The sequence below is a fragment of the Streptomyces sp. NPDC043738 genome, assembly GCF_056436545.1.
In genome coordinates this window covers 140,286-158,623 of sequence record NZ_JBWKCJ010000008.1, presented here as the reverse complement: position 1 = coordinate 158,623, position 18,338 = coordinate 140,286, and the positions used below count along the sequence as shown (strand labels likewise).

Here is an 18,338-nt window from a genome sequence, read left to right as displayed (position 1 = left end):
CGGACCAGGATTACTGGTTGTACGGACCGTAGTCGTAGTCCTCCAGCGGGACCGCCTGGCCGGAGCCGGTGCCGAAGGGCGAGTAGTCGATGTCGTCGTAACCGACGGCCGAGTACATCGCGGCCTTGGCCTCCTCGGTGGGCTCGACCCGGATGTTGCGGTAGCGGGACAGGCCCGTACCGGCCGGGATGAGCTTACCGATGATGACGTTCTCCTTGAGGCCGATCAGGGAGTCCGACTTGGCGTTGATCGCCGCGTCGGTCAGAACCCGGGTCGTCTCCTGGAAGGACGCCGCCGACAGCCAGGACTCGGTGGCCAGCGAAGCCTTGGTGATACCCATCAGCTGCGGACGGCCGGAGGCCGGGTGGCCGCCTTCCGCCACGACGCGACGGTTCTCGCCCTCGAACTTCGTGCGCTCCACCAGCTCGCCCGGCAGCAGCTCCGCGTCGCCGGACTCGATGATCGTCACACGGCGCAGCATCTGCCGGATGATGATCTCGATGTGCTTGTCGTGGATCGCCACGCCCTGGCTGTTGTAGACCTTCTGGACCTCGCCGACCAGGTGGACCTGGACGGCGCGCTGGCCGAGGATCCGCAGCACGTCGTGCGGGTTGACGGCACCCACGGTCAGCGGCTGGCCGACCGTGACGTGGTCGCCCTCTGCCACCAGGAGGCGGGCACGCTTGGAGACGCCGTACGCCGTCTCGTCGCTGCCGTCGTCCGGGGTGACGATGACCTTCTTGGTCTTCTCGGTCTCCTCGATCCGGACGCGGCCGGCCGCCTCCGAGATCGGGGCGACGCCCTTGGGCGTACGGGCCTCGAAGAGCTCGACGACACGCGGCAGACCCAGGGTGATGTCGTCACCGGCCACACCACCGGTGTGGAAGGTACGCATCGTCAGCTGGGTGCCGGGCTCACCGATGGACTGGGCGGCGATGATGCCGACCGCCTCACCGATGTCGACCAGCTTGCCGGTGGCCAGCGAACGGCCGTAGCAGTAGGCGCAGGTGCCGACCGCGGACTCACAGGTCAGGACCGAGCGGGTCTTGACCTCCTCCACGCCCGCGTTGACCAGCGCGTCGATGAGCACGTCACCGAGGTCGACGTTGGCCGGCGCGACGACCTTGCCGTCCACCACGACGTCCTCGGCGAGCATGCGGGCGTAGACGCTGGACTCGACGTCGTCCGCCTTGCGCAGGACACCGTCGGGGCCCTTCGAGGCGATCCGCAGCTTGAGGCCGCGCTCCGTACCGCAGTCCTCCTCGCGAATGATGACGTCCTGGGAGACGTCGACCAGACGACGGGTGAGGTAGCCGGAGTCGGCGGTACGCAGAGCGGTGTCCGCCAGACCCTTACGGGCACCGTGCGTGGAGATGAAGTACTCCAGCACGGACAGACCCTCGCGGAACGACGCCTTGATCGGACGCGGGATGGTCTCGTTCTTCGCGTTCGACACCAGACCACGCATACCGGCGATCTGCCGCATCTGCATCATGTTTCCTCGGGCACCCGAGTCAACCATCATGAAGATGGGGTTGGTCTTGGGGAAGTTCTCGTTCATCGCCTCGGCGACCTCGTTGGTCGCCTTGGTCCAGATGTTGATCAGTTCCTGAGTGCGCTCGTCCTTGGTGATCAGACCGCGCTCGTACTGCTTCTGGACCTTCTCGTCCTGGGCCTCGTAGCCCGCGACGATGGCCTTCTTGGCCTCCGGCACGACGATGTCGGAGACGGCGACGGTGACACCCGAGCGGGTGGCCCAGTGGAAACCGGCCGCCTTCAGGTTGTCCAGGGTCGCCGCGACGATGACCTTCGGGTAGCGCTCGGCCAGGTCGTTGACGATCGCGGAGAGCTGCTTCTTGCCCACCGAGTAGTCGACGAACGGGTAGTCCTCGGGCAGCAGCTCGTTGAAGAGCGCACGGCCCAGGGTCGTCCGCAGGCGGAAGCTGTCACCCTGCTGCCACTCGGTCGCGCCGAAGCCGTCGGCCTCGTCCACGGCCGGCGGGGTCCAGCCACGCGGCGGGACGGTGCCGATCGGGAAGCGGATGTCGACCTTGGCCTGGAGCGACAGCTCGCGGGCGTCGAAGGCCATGATCGCCTCGGCGACCGAGCCGAAGGACCGGCCCTCGCCCTTGACCTCGCGCTCCTCCTCGTCCGTGGTGAGGAAGAAGAGGCCCAGCACCATGTCCTGGGTCGGCATGGTGACCGGACGGCCGTCGGCCGGCTTGAGGATGTTGTTCGAGGACAGCATCAGGATGCGGGCCTCGGCCTGCGCCTCCGCGGAGAGCGGCAGGTGGACGGCCATCTGGTCACCGTCGAAGTCCGCGTTGAACGCGGTGCACACGAGCGGGTGGATCTGGATGGCCTTGCCCTCGACCAGCTGCGGCTCGAAGGCCTGGATGCCGAGGCGGTGCAGGGTGGGCGCACGGTTCAGCAGAACCGGGTGCTCGGCGATGACCTCTTCGAGGACGTCGTACACGACCGTGCGGCCGCGCTCCACCATGCGCTTGGCGCTCTTGATGTTCTGCGCGTGGTTGAGGTCCACCAGACGCTTCATCACGAACGGCTTGAACAGCTCCAGCGCCATGGCCTTGGGCAGACCGCACTGGTGCAGCTTGAGCTGCGGGCCGACGACGATGACGGAACGCGCCGAGTAGTCGACTCGCTTACCGAGCAGGTTCTGACGGAAGCGGCCCTGCTTGCCCTTGAGCATGTCGGACAGCGACTTCAGCGGGCGGTTACCGGGACCGGTCACCGGGCGACCGCGGCGGCCGTTGTCGAACAGCGCGTCGACGGCCTCCTGCAGCATCCGCTTCTCGTTGTTCACGATGATCTCGGGGGCACCGAGGTCAAGGAGACGCTTGAGGCGGTTGTTGCGGTTGATCACACGGCGGTACAGGTCGTTCAGGTCGGAGGTCGCGAAGCGGCCACCGTCCAGCTGCACCATCGGACGCAGGTCCGGCGGGATCACCGGGATGCAGTCCAGCACCATGCCCTTGGGGCTGTTGCGAGTCTGCAGGAAGGCGGAGACGACCTTGAGGCGCTTGAGCGCACGGGTCTTCTTCTGGCCCTTGCCGGTCCGGATGATCTCGCGGAGGCGCTCGGCCTCCTCGTCCAGGTCGAAGGTCTCCAGGCGCTTCTGCAGGGCAGCGGCACCCATGGAACCGTCGAAGTACGTGCCGAAGCGGTCACGCAGCTCGCGGTAGAGCAGCTCGTCGCCCTCCAGGTCCTGGACCTTGAGGTTCTTGAAGCGGTTCCAGACCTCGTCGAGACGGTCGATCTCGCGCTGCGCACGGTCGCGCAGCTGCTTCATCTCACGCTCGGCGCCCTCGCGCACCTTGCGGCGCACGTCGGCCTTGGCGCCCTCGGCCTCCAGCTCGGCCAGGTCGGTCTCGAGCTTCTTGGCGCGGGCCTCCAGGTCGGAGTCGCGGCGCTGCTCGATCTGCTGGCGCTCGACGGAGACGTGGGCCTCCAGCGAGGGCAGATCGCGCGTACGGCGCTCCTCGTCCACGTACGTGATCATGTACGCGGCGAAGTAGATGACCTTCTCGAGGTCCTTGGGCGCGAGGTCCAGCAGGTAGCCCAGCCGGCTCGGCACGCCCTTGAAGTACCAGATGTGGGTAACAGGAGCGGCCAGCTCGATGTGGCCCATCCGCTCACGGCGCACCTTGGCGCGAGTGACCTCGACGCCGCAGCGCTCGCAGATGATGCCCTTGAAGCGGACGCGCTTGTACTTACCGCAGTAGCACTCCCAGTCCCGGGTCGGACCGAAGATCTTCTCGCAGAAGAGTCCGTCCTTTTCGGGCTTGAGGGTGCGGTAGTTGATGGTCTCCGGCTTCTTGACCTCACCGTGGGACCACTGACGGATGTCGTCAGCGGTGGCGAGGCCGATCCGCAGCTCGTCGAAGAAGTTGACGTCGAGCACTATGCGTCAATCCCTCTCAGGGTCGTGTCTAGATGGTCTGTACGGGGTCCGGGGCGGGGCCGGGACCTCCTTGGAGCAAGGGGGTCCCGGCCAGACCCGTCAGACCTCTTCGACGCTGCTCGGCTCGCGCCGGGACAGGTCGATGCCGAGCTCCTCCGCAGCGCGGAAGACGTCCTCGTCGGTGTCGCGCATCTCGATGGACATGCCGTCCGAGGACAGCACCTCCACGTTGAGGCACAGGGACTGCATCTCCTTGATGAGCACCTTGAAGGACTCGGGGATGCCGGGCTCGGGGATGTTCTCGCCCTTGACGATGGCCTCGTAGACCTTCACGCGGCCGGTCACGTCGTCGGACTTGATCGTCAGCAGCTCCTGGAGGGCGTACGCGGCGCCGTAAGCCTCCAGCGCCCACACCTCCATCTCACCGAAGCGCTGGCCACCGAACTGAGCCTTACCACCCAGCGGCTGCTGGGTGATCATCGAGTACGGACCGGTCGAACGCGCGTGAAGCTTGTCGTCGACCAGGTGGTGCAGCTTGAGGATGTACATGTACCCGACCGAGATCGGGTCCGGGAACGGCTCACCGGAGCGGCCGTCGAACAGCTGCGCCTTGCCGGAGCCCTTGACCATCCGCTCGCCGTCGCGGTTGGGGAGCGTGGAGTCGAACAGACCCGCCAGCTCGTCCTCGCGCGCACCGTCGAAGACCGGGGTCGCGACGTTGGTGCGCGGCGCGACGTCGTCGGCGCCGATCGCCTGCAGACGCTGCTGCCACTCCTCGGAGCCCTCGACCTTCCAGCCCTGGCTGGCGAGCCAGCCGAGGTGGATCTCCAGGACCTGTCCCGGGTTCATTCGGGACGGGACACCCAGCGGGTTGAGGATGATGTCGACCGGCGTGCCGTCCTCCAGGAACGGCATGTCCTCGACCGGCAGGATCTTCGAGATGACGCCCTTGTTGCCGTGGCGGCCGGCGAGCTTGTCACCGTCGGTGATCTTGCGCTTCTGGGCGACGTAGACGCGGACCAGCTGGTTCACGCCCGGGGGCAGCTCGTCGCCCTCCTCGCGGTCGAAGACGCGGACGCCGATGACCTTGCCGATCTCACCGTGCGGCACCTTCAGCGAGGTGTCGCGCACCTCGCGCGCCTTCTCACCGAAGATCGCGCGGAGCAGGCGCTCCTCGGGGGTCAGCTCGGTCTCACCCTTGGGCGTGACCTTGCCGACGAGGATGTCGCCGGCGACGACCTCGGCACCGATCCGGATGATGCCGCGCTCGTCGAGGTCGGAGAGGACCTCCTCGGAGACGTTCGGGATGTCCCGGGTGATCTCCTCGGGGCCGAGCTTGGTGTCTCGGGCGTCGACCTCGTGCTCCTCGATGTGGATCGAGGAGAGGACGTCGTCCTGCACGAGGCGCTGCGACAGGATGATCGCGTCCTCGTAGTTGTGGCCCTCCCACGGCATGAACGCGACGAGCAGGTTCTTGCCGAGCGCCATCTCGCCCTGGTCCGTGGACGGACCGTCGGCGAGGACCTGGCCCTCGATGACCCGCGCGCCCTCGTCCACGACGACCTTCTGGTTGAAGGAGGTGCCCTGGTTGGAGCGGGTGAACTTGGCGACGCGGTACGTGGTGTACGTGCCGTCGTCGTTGGCGACGGTGATGTAGTCCGCGGAGACCTCCTGGACCACACCGTCCTTCTCGGCCTTGATGACGTCGCCGGCGTCGACCGCGCAGCGGTACTCCATGCCGGTGCCGACCAGCGGCGACTCCGCCTTGATCAGCGGAACGGCCTGGCGCATCATGTTCGATCCCATGAGCGCGCGGTTGGCGTCGTCGTGCTCGAGGAACGGGATCATGGCGGTCGCGGCCGACACCATCTGGCGCGGCGAGACGTCCATGAAGTCCACCTCGTCGGCGGGGACGAGGTCGACCTCGCCGCCACGGCGGCGGACCAGCACACGCTGCTCGGCGAACCGCATGTCGTCGGTCAGCTTGGCGTTGGCCTGCGCGATCAGGAAGCGGTCCTCCTCATCGGCGGTGAGGTAGTCCACCTCCTCGGTGACCTGGCCGTCGACGACCTTGCGGTACGGCGTCTCGATGAAGCCGAAGACGTTGACCCGGCCGTAGGAGGCCAGCGAGCCGATCAGACCGATGTTGGGACCTTCAGGGGTCTCGATCGGGCACATGCGGCCGTAGTGCGACGGGTGCACGTCACGGACGTCCAGGCCGGCCCGCTCACGGGAGAGACCACCCGGGCCCAGCGCCGACAGGCGGCGCTTGTGGGTCAGACCCGACAGCGGGTTGGTCTGGTCCATGAACTGGGACAGCTGGCTGGTGCCGAAGAACTCCTTGATGGAGGCGACGACCGGCCGGATGTTGATCAGGGTCTGCGGCGTGATCGCCTCGACGTCCTGGGTGGTCATGCGCTCGCGCACGACGCGCTCCATACGAGCCAGACCCGTGCGGACCTGGTTCTGGATGAGCTCGCCGACGTTGCGCAGACGACGGTTGCCGAAGTGGTCGATGTCGTCGGTCTCGACGACGATCTCCCGGCCGCTCTCGCCGATCGTCTCGGTCTCGCCGGCGTGCAGCTTGACCAGGTACTTGATGGTGGCGATGACGTCGTCGGTGGTCAGCACGCCCGCGTCGAGCGGCTCCTCGCCGCCGAGCTTCTTGTTGACCTTGTAGCGGCCGACCTTGGCGAGGTCGTAGCGCTTGGGGTTGAAGTACAGGTTCTCCAGCAGCGTCTGCGCGGCCTCACGGGTCGGCGGCTCGCCCGGACGCAGCTTGCGGTAGATGTCCAGCAGCGCGTCGTCCTGACCCTGGGTGTGGTCCTTCTCCAGGGTGGCGCGCATGGACTCGTACTCGCCGAACTCCTCGAGGATCTGCTCGGTGGTCCACCCGAGCGCCTTGAGCAGGACGGTCACGGACTGCTTGCGCTTGCGGTCGATGCGCACACCGACCATGTCACGCTTGTCGATCTCCATCTCCAGCCAGGCACCCCGGGACGGGATGATCTTGGCGGAGAAGATGTCCTTGTCGGACGTCTTGTCGATGGAGCTGTCGAAGTAGACGCCCGGCGAGCGGACCAGCTGCGAGACGACGACACGCTCGGTGCCGTTGATGCAGAAGGTTCCCTTGTTGGTCATGAGCGGGAAGTCGCCCATGAAGACCGTCTGGGACTTGATCTCGCCGGTCTCGTTGTTGGTGAACTCGGCGGTGACGAACAGCGGAGCCGCGTACGTGAAGTCGCGCTCCTTGCACTCGTCGATGGAGTTCTTCGGGGGCTCGAAGCGGTGGTCGCGGAACGTCAGCGACATCGACCCGGAGAAGTCTTCGATCGGGGAGATCTCTTCGAAGATCTCTTCGAGACCGGACTTGGTGGGAACTTCCTGCCCACTCTCCAGCGCAGCCTCGACGCGACCCTTCCATGCGGCATTGCCGAGCAGCCAGTCGAAGCTTTCGGTCTGCAGCGCAAGGAGGTTCGGAACCCCGAGGGGCTCCTTGATCTTCGCAAAAGAGATGCGCAGCGGGGCGGTGCTGTCGCCGTTGTTCGTATTGGCAGTCGAGGCGTTGCGCGAGGCGGCCAAGAGGGGGTCCTTCCGAGGGCTCGGACTCACTACGCGCGTACCGGTTCCGAATCGAGCAGACTGAGAGAAAGCCCAGGTCAGGGCGGATCATCCAGCTTTGCTCGGGCTCGGATATGCCCCTGGTGACGGGCAGGGAGCAGCTAACAGGCAGCGCAAAGGGTCAGTGTAGCCACTTGGCACACTGATGTCCAGAGCGAGTTTCCGGAGACCGGTTCAGCACTGTGATACCGATCTTCTCCCTCCGGGAGGTCACGTCCTCCCCGACGGAGGATCCCCTCGTTGTCTGCTCTTCTCAATGCCCTGCGCCTGCCGAAAGCCCTGCGCCAGTGGCGCACACCGATGCTTCCCTCTTCGTCGGCGATCCATGCCTCGAACCCTGGATCGCTTCTGCGTCGCGTCCCGAGAATTGCGCGCCGCGTGCGGTTCGTCAAGGCCCCCCACCTCTGCGAGATCGTCACATGGGGGCACGTCCGGGCAACGATGATCACCATACTCGCACTCCGGCCCGGGGCAATGCAGCCGTGGCGAGCACGCCGAAGGGCGACCACCCGCATGGGTGATCGCCCTTCGCTGTCGTCCGTTACGCCTCAGGCGCTCAGGACCCGAGTCAGAGACTCAGTGGGGTCACTTGACCTCGACGGAGGCGCCGGCGCCCTTGAGGGCCTCGGCGGCCTTCTCCGCGGCGTCCTTGGCGACCTTCTCGAGGACCGGCTTCGGGGTGCCGTCGACGAGGTCCTTGGCCTCCTTCAGACCCAGGGAGGTCAGCTCACGCACGACCTTGATGACCTGGATCTTCTTGTCACCGGCGCCGGTGAGGATGACGTCGAACTCGTCCTTCTCCTCGACGGCCTCGGCGGCGCCACCAGCGGCACCACCGGCGACGACGACCGGCGCGGCGGCGGCGGCGGTGACGTCGAACTTCTCCTCGAACGCCTTCACGAACTCGGAGAGCTCGATGAGGGTCATCTCCTCGAACTGCGCGAGCAGGTCTTCCTGGCTGAGCTTCGCCATGGTGGCGGTCCTTCCACTAATTCGGCTGGTGCCGGATGTACATAAAAGGCGGGCGTACTGGGCCCGCTACGACCGTCGCCTCACGCGGCGACGATCAATGCGCGAGCCGAATTACTCGGCACCGCCCTGCTCGGCCTGCTTGGCGCGAAGCGCGTCCACGGTGCGGACGAGCTTCGACGGGAGCGCCTGGAAGACCGAAGCAGCCTGGGACTGCTTGGCCTTGAAGGCACCCGCCAGCTTGCTGAGCAGAACCTCGCGGGACTCGAGGTCCGCAAGCTTCTTGATCTCGTCGGCGGACAGCGCCTTGCCGTCAAGGACACCGCCCTTGATGACGAGAGCGGGGTTCTCCTTGGCGAAGTCACGAAGACCCTTCGCCGCCGTGACCGGGTCACCGGTCACGAAGGCGACAGCGGTCGAGCCCTTGAGGTGCTCGTCCAGCTGAATCCCGGCCTCCTTGGCCGCGATCTTGGTCAGCGTGTTCTTCACCACACGGTACTGAGCGTTCTCGCCGAGAGAACGACGCAGCTCCTTGAGCTGCGCCACAGTCAGTCCGGTGTAAGAAGTCACAACAGCTGCGTTGGATTCACGGAGCTTCGTCGTGATCTCCGCAACGGCTGCGTTCTTGTCAGACGTCGCCATGAGCCTCGGCCTCCTTCCGGGTGATGAGGACCGCGCAGAAGGGGCTGGGCAAAACAAACGCCCCGGCGCAGGCGCACGGGGCGAGACTCGACCAGGCATACACCCGGGAGTTCTTCCACATTCACACCTGCGCAGGCCGTCCGCAGCTAGCGGATCCTTCGGCCACCGCACATCCGTGATCGGACGCGCAGAGACAACCAGCGGTCTTTGGCTTCGCGGATACGTTACGGGAGCGGCCTGCGTCAGGCAAATCGGCCGGGAAGGGGCGGTGGGCGCCACCTCCCGGCCGACGGGCCGAACGTGCGCATGGGCGCGCGTTACGGCTGGGAGACCTTGTCGAAGTCCACGGTGTCACCGGCCGGCGGCTCGGTCACCGTGACCTTGGTGCCGTAGTCCGAGTAGTAGACCGTCGAGTCGAACGTGGTGGCGCCACCGGTCATCTGCTCGCGCTTCTTGACCAGCAGGTTGTCCGAGCTGATCCACAGATCGATGGTCTCGTTCTTCGTGCCGGCCGCCTTCAGCTGCGCCTCCAGCGCCTTCAGGTCCTGCTCGCTGATGCTCTTGGACTGCATGCGCGTCAGCTCGGACACCGAGAGCGTGCCGGTGTAGTGGGTCGCCTGGACGCCGCGGACGTCCTCCTTGCCGGCTTCCTTGACCTTGCCCGAGGCGATCAGCAGCTGCATCGCACGGTTCGGGTTGTTGTTGTTCATCTGGTCCTTGAGCAGCGCGCCGGCCGGACCCATCTTCTTCGCGAGGGCGTCGTAGTCGTACTTCACCCAGTTCTTGCCGGCAACCGGCATCCCGGCGGCGCCCATGTTCATGAACATCGCCTGCGGCGTGTACAGCGCCTTCATGGGCTTGCCGGCCACCGGGGACTGACCGCCGGACTGCGTGATGTCGACGTCCATCCGCATGCCGGCGGACCAGTCCATCGCACCCTTCATCGTCTGGGTGGACGGGCCGTTCTTGATCTCGCCGTCGACCTTGGCGGACTTCTTGCCGTCGGTCTGCTCCGAGGCGGTCTTCAGCGAGGCGAGCGCCACCTCCAGCGGCGACTTGCCCTCCCCGCCGCCGCTTCCGCCGGCGTTGTCACTCTTGTTGCCGTTACAGCCGGTCAGACCGGCCACCATGACAACTCCCGCCACAACGGCGGCCATACGCGTGCTGCGCACTCGGGCTCCCCCTTTGAATCTGCCTTACGGAACTCGGGACGACCTTAGACCAGAGGGGTGACACCGCATGCGTCAGGCCCCGCTCTCCGGCGAGGAGAGCGGGGCCTGAGTGCGATGTGCGCGCGCTACGAGGCGTCGTCGATCAGGGAGATCAGACGGCCTCGTCCTCGACGAGGAGGTTGCGGGTGCGGTTGGCGTCCAGCGGGATGCCGGGGCCCATCGTGGTGGTGATGGTGGCCTTCTTGATGTAGCGGCCCTTGGCGGCGGACGGCTTGAGGCGGGTGATCTCCTCGAGCGCCGCGGCGTAGTTCTCCACCAGCTTGGTCTCGTCGAAGGAGACCTTGCCGATGATGAAGTGGAGGTTCGCGTGCTTGTCCACGCGGAACTCGATCTTGCCGCCCTTGATGTCGGTGACAGCCTTGGCGACATCCGGGGTGACGGTGCCGGTCTTCGGGTTCGGCATCAGACCACGGGGACCGAGCACGCGGCCGAGGCGGCCGACCTTGCCCATGAGGTCCGGGGTGGCGACGACGGCGTCGAAGTCCAGGCGGCCCTTGGAGACCTCGTCGATGAGCTCGTCCGAGCCGACGATGTCGGCGCCGGCGGCTTCCGCGGCCGCAGCACGGTCACCGGTCGCGAAGACCAGGACCCGGGCGGTCTTACCGGTGCCGTGCGGGAGGTTCACGGTGCCACGGACCATCTGGTCGGCCTTGCGCGGGTCGACGCCCAGACGCATGGCGACCTCGACGGTCGCGTCGAACTTGGTCGAGGAGGTGTCCTTGGCGAGACGGACGGCCTCGAGCGGGGCGTACAGACGCTCCCGGTCGATCTTCGCGTCCGCGTTGCGAAGAGTCTTGCTGCGCTTCACTTCTGCTCCTGGTGCAGTGGGTGGAGTCGTGGTGCGGACCAGCGCCTGGTCCTGCCACGGGGGTGCCAAAAGGGGGCTGGGATCAGCCCTCGACCGTGATGCCCATGGAGCGGGCGGTGCCGGCGATGATCTTCGACGCGGCGTCCAGGTCGTTGGCGTTCAGGTCGGGCATCTTGGTGGTGGCGATCTCGCGGACCTGCGCCTCGGTGATCTTGGCGACCTTGGTCTTGTGCGGCTCGCCGGAGCCCTTCTCCACGCCCGCGGCCTTCAGGATGAGCTTCGCGGCCGGCGGAGTCTTGGTGACGAAGGTGAAGGAGCGGTCCTCGTAGACCGTGATCTCCACCGGCACGACCATGCCACGCTGCGACTCGGTCGCGGCGTTGTAGGCCTTGCAGAACTCCATGATGTTGACGCCGTGCTGACCCAGCGCGGGGCCGACCGGCGGAGCCGGGTTTGCGGCACCGGCCTGGATCTGGAGCTTGATAAGCCCCGTGACCTTCTTCTTCTTGGGAGGCATGCTCTCTCCGGGTCCTAGTGAGAGGTGTTTCGCCATTCCACCCGGTCATCCGGATGGAGGCATACCGCACAACGATAACGGGTATAGCGGTGCGGCCAAAAACCGAGCAGGTCAGACAGGCCGCGAAGGGCCCGCCCGACCTGTTCGGAAGACTGGGAACTGAGGACCGAGTGGGGTCAGTTCTTCTGGATCTGGTCGAAGGAGAGCTCGACCGGGGTCTCCCGACCGAAGATCTCCACCAGGCCCTTGACCTTCTTCGAGTCGGCGTTGATCTCGTTGATCGTGGCCTGCAGCGTCGCGAACGGACCGTCGGTGACGGTGACGGAGTCGCCCACCTCGAAGTCCAGGACCTGGACCTCGACCTTGCGGGACGGCGCCGGCTTGCCCTCGGCCGCGGCGGCCTCCTTGGCGGCCTTCTCCTCGGCCTCCGGGGCGAGCATCTTGACGATCTCGTCCAGCGTCAGCGGGTAGGGGTCGTAGGCGTTGCCGACGAAGCCGGTGACACCGGGGGTGTTGCGGACGACGCCCCAGGACTCGTTCGTCAGGTCCATGCGCACCAGCACATAGCCCGGGAGCTTGTTCTGGCGGACGGTGCGGCGGTCGCCGTTCTTGATCTGGACGACCTCTTCCTGCGGCACCTCGGCCTGGAAGATGTAGTCCTCGACGTTCAGCGAGACGGCGCGCTGCTCGAGGTTGGTCTTCACGCGGTTCTCGTAGCCCGCGTAGGTGTGGATGACGTACCACTCGCCGGGCAGGCCGCGCAGTTCGTCGCGGAGGGCGGCCACCGGGTCGACCGGCTCCTGCTCCTCGGCGGTCTCGTCCTCGGCGGTCTCGGCGGCGGCCTCGTCCTCGACGTGCACCGCGGCTTCTTCGGCGGGCTCGCCGGCTTCGGCGTCCTCGGCGTCGAGCTCGTCGGCGACGTCGGCGCCCTCGACGATCTCACGCTCGGTGTCGTCGCCCTCGACCTCGGCCGAGGCAGCCGCGTCAACGTCGGCCGCTGCCGTCTCGGCGGATTCGGCGGCGTCGTTCAGGTTCGGGTCAGACACGGTGGCTGCTTCTTCCTGGCTTCAAGGGGTTGAACATGCGAAATGGGCGCCCGCGCAGGCGCCCTCCGCGGGATCAGCCGAAGACGTACCCGACGACTCGGTTGATTCCCAAGTCAATCACGGTTACGAGACCGATGATGATGACAACGAAGACGATCACCACACTGGTGTACGTCGACAGCTGGCTACGCGTGGGCCAGACGACCTTACGGAGCTCCGCGACGATCTGGCGGTAAAAGAGCGCGAGACGCGCGAAGGGGCCCTTCTTGCCGCGCTTGCCGCCACGACGGGGCTTCTTCTGGGACTCCGAGGCATCGTCCTCGGAACGGCCACGCTCAGGCATGTCGATGGAGCCCAGGGCGTCCGTCACTCGTCCTCACCTGAATCCGGGTCGTGGCCGTGCCGCGCCCGGTGGAGCCGCACGGCGGTGCATACGTACGCGTGCACGCACTGCGGTGAGAGTGCGTGTAGCAGGGCCGGAGGGACTTGAACCCCCAACCGCTGGTTTTGGAGACCAGTGCTCTACCAATTGAGCTACGACCCTTTGTGGTTCCCCCAACCTACCGCATGCGGCCGACTGCACTAGGTGCATGCGCCGCGGCGACCCGTTGGGAGCCAACGATCAGCGAGTGTACGTGCTTCCGGGCCGGGCGTCGAACACGATTGTCCCGGTGGTGCCCCGCAAACCCGTGTGCCCGGCTCGTCAGGGGTCTGCAACGATGCATATATGAGCGCTGCAACCCCTTCCGCATCGTCCCCCACCGACCGCCGGGTATCGGCCCGCGTCGGTTCGATCTCCGAGTCCGCGACCCTGGCCGTCGACGCCAAGGCCAAGGCCCTCAAGGCCGCCGGACGCCCGGTGATCGGCTTCGGCGCCGGTGAGCCCGACTTCCCCACGCCCGACTACATCGTCGAGGCGGCAATCGAGGCCTGCCGCAACCCGAAGTACCACCGCTACACCCCGGCCGGCGGCCTCCCCGAGCTGAAGACCGCGATCGCCGCGAAGACGCTGCGCGACTCCGGCTACGAGATCGAGGCCGCGAACGTCCTGGTGACGAACGGCGGCAAGCAGGCCATCTACGAGGCGTTCGCGGCGATCCTCGACCCGGGTGACGAGGTCATCGTCCCGGCGCCGTACTGGACCACCTACCCCGAGTCGATCCGCCTCGCGGGCGGCGTGCCGGTCGACGTGGTCGCCGACGAGACCACCGGCTACCGGGTGACCGTGGAGCAGCTGGAGGCGGCCCGTACGGAGCGCACCAAGGTGCTGCTGTTCGTCTCGCCGTCGAACCCGACCGGCGCGGTGTACACCCGCGAGCAGGTCGAGGCGGTCGGCCGCTGGGCCGCCGAGCACGGTCTGTGGGTGCTGACCGACGAGATCTACGAGCACCTGGTCTACGGCGAGGCCGAGTTCTCGTCGCTGCCGGTGGTCGTGCCCGAGCTGCGCGACAAGTGCATCATCGTCAACGGTGTGGCGAAGACGTACGCGATGACCGGCTGGCGGGTGGGCTGGGCGATCGGCCCCAAGGACGTCATCAAGGCCGCCGCGAACCTCCAGTCGCACGCCACCTCCAACGTCTCCAACGTCGCGCAGGCCGCGGCCATCGCGGCGGTCTCCGGCGACCTCACGGCCGTCGAGGAGATGAAGGTCGCCTTCGACCGGCGCCGCAAGACCATCGTGCGGATGCTCAACGAGATCGACGGTGTGCTGTGCCCGGAGCCGGAGGGCGCCTTCTACGCGTACCCGTCGGTCAAGGAGCTCCTGGGCAGGGAGATCCGCGGCAAGCGCCCGCAGACCAGCGTCGAGCTGGCCGAACTGATCCTGGAGGAGGCGGAGGTCGCCGTCGTTCCGGGCGAGGCCTTCGGCACCCCCGGCTACCTGCGGCTCTCGTACGCGCTGGGCGACGAGGACCTGGTCGAGGGCGTGTCCCGGATCCAGAAGCTGCTGGCGGAGGCCAAGTAGCCGCACAGGCCCGTGCGTAGGTGCCCCGAGCGGGCGGCCGGAAGGTGTTCCGGCCGCCCGCTCGCGCGTTCTCCCGGACACCCCTTCGGGAAAGGCCCTACCGGCGTGCCGCCCGGATGCGGCAAGATCGGCTGATGGAGCCCTTGTCAGGGGGACGTCCCCCGAACCCCACGAGCACTCGTAACCGCGGCCGGGCCGCCGTACGAGACCTGCGCCGGCTGCCGAAGGCCCATCTGCATCTGCACTTCACCGGTTCGATGCGGCCGGCGACCCTGCTGGACCTCGCCGACAAGTACGGCGTCCATCTGCCGGAGGCCCTGCGGGGCGGTGAGCCGCCCAGGCTGCGGGCCACCGACGAGCGCGGCTGGTTCCGCTTCCAGCGGCTGTACGACATCGCACGCTCGTGTCTGCGCGCGCCCGAGGACATCCAGCGGCTGGTGCGCGAGGCCGCCGAGGAGGACGTCCGCGACGGGTCGCGCTGGCTGGAGATCCAGGTCGACCCGACCTCGTACGCTCCGCGGCTGGGCGGCCTGATCCCGGCGCTGGAGATCATCCTGGACGCGGTGCACAGCGCCTCCCGCGACACCGGGCTCGGCATGCGCGTCCTGGTCGCGGCGAACCGCATGAAGCACCCGCTGGACGCCCGTACGCTGGCGCGGCTGGCGGTGCGCTACACCGATCAGGGCGTGGTCGGCTTCGGGCTCTCCAACGACGAACGCCGGGGTTTCGCCCGGGACTTCGACCGCGCCTTCGCCATCGCCCGGGAGGGCGGCCTGCTGGCGGCGCCGCACGGCGGTGAGCTGTCCGGCCCGGCCAGCGTCCGGGACTGCCTGGACGATCTGCACGCCGGCCGGGTGGGGCACGGCGTCCGGGCCGCGGAGGACCCCGCGCTGCTGCGCCGGCTGGCGTCGCGGGGGGTGACCTGCGAGGTGTGCCCAGCGTCGAATGTGGCGCTGGGCGTCTACGAGAAGCCGGAGGACGTGCCGCTGCGGACGCTCTTCGACGCCGGGGTGCCGATGGCGCTGGGCGCGGACGACCCGCTGCTCTTCGGCGCGAGGCTGGCCGCGCAGTACGAGATCGCCCGCACCGCGCACGGCTTCACCGACCTCGAACTCGCCGAACTGGCCCGGCAGTCGGTACGCGGCTCGCGCGCCCCGCAGGACGAGCAGCAGCGGCTGCTGACGGGGATCGACGCCTGGCTGGCCGAGTAGGGGCGGCCGGCCCCGTGCGGGGCCTTCCGGGCCGCTCGGGCCTCGGGCCCCCTGTCGGGGGCCTTGAAGCCCGGCTAGAGGCTGACGCCGACCGTCACCGGTTCGTTGACGAGCGTGACGCCGAAGGCGGCGTGGACGCCGTCGCGGACCTCGCGGGCCAGCGCGAGCAGGTCCTCGGTGGTGGCGGCGCCGCGGTTCGTGAGCGCGAGGGTGTGCTTGGTGGAGATACGGGCCGGGCCGCTGCCGTAGCCCTTGGTGAAGCCGGCGCGGTCGATGAGCCAGGCCGCCGAGGTCTTCACCAGGCCGTCGCCGGCGGGGAAGGCCGGCGGGGCGACATCGGGGCCGAGGCGGTCCTGGACGCGCTGCAGGAAGGTGGCGTGCTCGGTCTCGGTGAGGATCGGGTTGGTGAAGAAGGAGCCGGCCGACCAGGTGTCGTGGTCCGCCGCGTCCAGCACCATGCCCTTGCCCGCGCGCAGCGCCAGGACGGTCTCCCGGGCGATGGCGGCCGGGACCCGGTCGCCGGCCTCCACGCCGAGGGCGCGGGCGGTCTCGGGGTACTTCAGGGGCGCGGAGAGGCCTCCGGCGTCCTCCAGGGCGAAGCGCACCCGCAGCACCACGAACCGGTCGGGATCCGCCTTGAAACGGCTGTGGCGGTAGGAGAAGCCGCACTCCTCGCCCGGGATCGTGACGGTCTCGCCGGCGCGGCGGTCGTAGGCGACGACCTCGGTGATCGTCGTGGCGACCTCCTGGCCGTACGCGCCCACGTTCTGGATCGGCGTGGCGCCCGCCGAGCCGGGGATGCCGGCCAGGCACTCGACGCCGGCCAGCCCGGCCTGGACCGTACGGGCGACGGCGTCGGACCAGTTCTCGCCCGCGGCGAGCTCCAGGGCCGTGCCGTCCAGCGAGAAGCCGCTGGTGGCGATGCGCAGGGCGGTGCCCTCGAAACCCTTGTCGCCGATGACGAGGTTGCTGCCGCCGCCGATGATCAGCAGCGGGGTGCCGGCGTCGTCGGCAGCGCGGACGGCGGCGATCACCTCCTCGTCGGTGGTGGCCGTGACGAGGCGGGTCGCCGGGCCGCCCAGCCGGAAGGTGGTCAGCCGGGCGAGGGGGACGTTGTGTTCTACGTGGCGTTCCTGCACGCGCCCAAGGGTACGGGGGCGGTCCGACAGTGCCGTCCGGCCGCCCCCGTCGTCCGCCGCCCGCTCAGGCGAGGCGGACCACCGCACGGGCCATGCCCAGCACCTTCTTGCCGGCGCTTATCGCGGTGAGGTCGACCCGGACCGTACGGGCGTCGTCGTCGAGCTTGGCCGCCACCTTGGCGCTGACCTCGATCAGCGCGCCGTCGTCGTCGTTGGGGACGACGACGGGCTTGGTGAAGCGCACGCTGTACTCGGCGACCGCGCCGGGGTCGCCGGTCCAGTCGGTGACCACCCGGATCGCCTCGGCCATGGTGAACATGCCGTGGGCGATGACGTCCGGCAGCCCGACCTCCTTGGCGAACTTCTCGTTCCAGTGGATCGGGTTGAAGTCGCCGGAGGCGCCCGCGTAGCGCACGAGTGTGGCGCGACTCACGGGAAAGGCCTGCGCCGGGATTTCGGTGCCGACCTCGACGTCGTCGTAAGAGATCTTCGCGGTCATCTCAGGCCTCCTCGGCGCGACGGGACACCAGCTTGGTGATGGCGGTCACGACGTGTTCGCCCGCCTGGTCGTGCACCTCGCCGCGGATGTCGATGATGTCGTTGCCCGCCATGGTCTTGACGGCCTCGATGGTGGAGGTGACGGCCAGTCGGTCACCGCTGCGCACCGGCCGGGTGTAGGCGAACTTCTGGTCGCCGTGCACCACGCGGCTGTAGTCCAGGCCCAGTTGCGGATCGTCGATGACCTGTCCCGCCGCCTTGAAAGTGATCGCGAACACAAAAGTCGGCGGCGCGATCACATCGGGGTGACCGAGGGCCTTGGCCGCTTCGGTGTCGGTGTAGGCGGGGTTGGTGTCACCGATCGCCTCGGCGAATTCGCGGATCTTTTCCCGGCCGACCTCATAGGGGTCGGTGGGCGGGTACGTGCGTCCGACAAAAGACTGGTCGAGCGCCATGGGCTCGCAACCTCCGTGTACTGATGGTGATAACGCCGTGAGGCCGCCCCCAGAATGGGGACGGCCTCACGAACGAGCCTGGTGTTATCGCGTCTCGCGGTGCGCGGTGTGCGAGTTGCAGCGCGGGCAGTGCTTCTTCATCTCAAGTCGGTCCGGGTCGTTACGCCGGTTCTTCTTGGTGATGTAGTTCCGCTCCTTGCACTCCACGCAGGCCAGCGTGATCTTCGGGCGGACGTCGGTGGCAGCCACGTGAGTGCTCCTTGACGGACGGATGGACGGATGAACGCAGAAAAGAGTAGCCGATCGAAGGACCGA

Annotated in this window: 15 protein-coding genes and 1 tRNA gene; 2 read left to right on the top strand and 14 right to left on the bottom strand. The window is 67.7% G+C overall.

Annotated elements, in window-relative coordinates; all coding sequences use genetic code 11:
• Window positions 1–10 precede the first annotated feature (10 nt).
• The 10 genes from AC0680_RS13825 to AC0680_RS13780 all read right to left on the bottom strand — a co-directional run bounded on the left by AC0680_RS13825 (window position 11) and on the right by AC0680_RS13780 (window position 13,301).
• Window positions 11–3,922: a DNA-directed RNA polymerase subunit beta' gene (locus AC0680_RS13825; RefSeq protein WP_478627932.1), complete on the bottom strand. Its 3,912-nt coding sequence runs from the start codon at window positions 3,920–3,922 to the stop codon at window positions 11–13.
• A gap of 99 nt (window positions 3,923–4,021) precedes the next feature.
• Window positions 4,022–7,504, bottom strand: coding sequence for a DNA-directed RNA polymerase subunit beta (rpoB, locus tag AC0680_RS13820; protein WP_478627929.1), 3,483 nt, complete (start codon window positions 7,502–7,504; stop codon window positions 4,022–4,024).
• 624 nt (window positions 7,505–8,128) lie between these two features.
• Window positions 8,129–8,515, bottom strand: a complete 387-nt coding sequence (gene rplL / locus AC0680_RS13815; protein WP_046927437.1) for a 50S ribosomal protein L7/L12 — start codon at window positions 8,513–8,515, stop codon at window positions 8,129–8,131.
• 111 nt (window positions 8,516–8,626) lie between these two features.
• Window positions 8,627–9,154, bottom strand: coding sequence for a 50S ribosomal protein L10 (gene rplJ / locus AC0680_RS13810; protein WP_478627926.1), 528 nt, complete (start codon window positions 9,152–9,154; stop codon window positions 8,627–8,629).
• 317 nt (window positions 9,155–9,471) lie between these two features.
• Window positions 9,472–10,326 carry an SCO4651 family lipoprotein gene (locus AC0680_RS13805; protein WP_478627923.1) on the bottom strand — a complete coding sequence of 285 codons (855 nt, stop codon included), beginning with the start codon at window positions 10,324–10,326 and terminating at the stop codon, window positions 9,472–9,474.
• Window positions 10,327–10,477: 151 nt separating this feature from the next.
• The gene (gene rplA / locus AC0680_RS13800; RefSeq protein WP_384429867.1) at window positions 10,478–11,194 is read right to left on the bottom strand and encodes a 50S ribosomal protein L1; all 717 of its coding nucleotides are present in this window, start codon (window positions 11,192–11,194) and stop codon (window positions 10,478–10,480) included.
• A gap of 82 nt (window positions 11,195–11,276) precedes the next feature.
• Window positions 11,277–11,711 carry a 50S ribosomal protein L11 gene (rplK, locus tag AC0680_RS13795; RefSeq protein WP_016571043.1) on the bottom strand — a complete coding sequence of 145 codons (435 nt, stop codon included), beginning with the start codon at window positions 11,709–11,711 and terminating at the stop codon, window positions 11,277–11,279.
• A gap of 176 nt (window positions 11,712–11,887) precedes the next feature.
• Window positions 11,888–12,757: a transcription termination/antitermination protein NusG gene (nusG, locus tag AC0680_RS13790; RefSeq protein ID WP_384429863.1), complete on the bottom strand. Its 870-nt coding sequence runs from the start codon at window positions 12,755–12,757 to the stop codon at window positions 11,888–11,890.
• A gap of 73 nt (window positions 12,758–12,830) precedes the next feature.
• Window positions 12,831–13,127 (bottom strand): preprotein translocase subunit SecE, encoded by a 297-nt coding sequence (gene secE, locus AC0680_RS13785; protein ID WP_384429860.1) that lies wholly within the window; start codon window positions 13,125–13,127, stop codon window positions 12,831–12,833.
• A gap of 101 nt (window positions 13,128–13,228) precedes the next feature.
• Window positions 13,229–13,301 (bottom strand) — tRNA-Trp (locus tag AC0680_RS13780).
• A 183-nt stretch (window positions 13,302–13,484) separates the two neighbouring features.
• On the opposite strand from AC0680_RS13780, the gene AC0680_RS13775 reads away from it, so the two are divergent.
• Both AC0680_RS13775 and AC0680_RS13770 read left to right on the top strand, forming a co-directional pair.
• Window positions 13,485–14,720 (top strand): pyridoxal phosphate-dependent aminotransferase, encoded by a 1,236-nt coding sequence (locus AC0680_RS13775; protein ID WP_478627921.1) that lies wholly within the window; start codon window positions 13,485–13,487, stop codon window positions 14,718–14,720.
• A gap of 134 nt (window positions 14,721–14,854) precedes the next feature.
• Complete coding sequence (locus AC0680_RS13770) at window positions 14,855–15,931, top strand: adenosine deaminase (protein ID WP_478627919.1); 1,077 nt, start codon at window positions 14,855–14,857, stop codon at window positions 15,929–15,931.
• 74 nt (window positions 15,932–16,005) lie between these two features.
• Here the strand turns inward: AC0680_RS13770 and AC0680_RS13765 are convergent, their stop codons facing one another.
• From AC0680_RS13765 to rpmG, 4 genes are all read right to left on the bottom strand, one after another.
• Window positions 16,006–17,070, bottom strand: coding sequence for a UDP-N-acetylmuramate dehydrogenase (locus tag AC0680_RS13765; RefSeq protein WP_478627917.1), 1,065 nt, complete (start codon window positions 17,068–17,070; stop codon window positions 16,006–16,008).
• A 64-nt stretch (window positions 17,071–17,134) separates the two neighbouring features.
• Window positions 17,135–17,569 (bottom strand): MaoC family dehydratase, encoded by a 435-nt coding sequence (locus AC0680_RS13760; protein WP_478627914.1) that lies wholly within the window; start codon window positions 17,567–17,569, stop codon window positions 17,135–17,137.
• A gap of 1 nt (window position 17,570) precedes the next feature.
• Entirely contained in the window at window positions 17,571–18,023 is a 453-nt protein-coding gene (locus AC0680_RS13755; protein ID WP_478627911.1) for an FAS1-like dehydratase domain-containing protein, read from the bottom strand.
• A gap of 84 nt (window positions 18,024–18,107) precedes the next feature.
• Complete coding sequence (gene rpmG, locus AC0680_RS13750; RefSeq protein WP_006604855.1) at window positions 18,108–18,272, bottom strand: 50S ribosomal protein L33; 165 nt, start codon at window positions 18,270–18,272, stop codon at window positions 18,108–18,110.
• Between the last annotated feature and the right edge of the window lie 66 nt (window positions 18,273–18,338).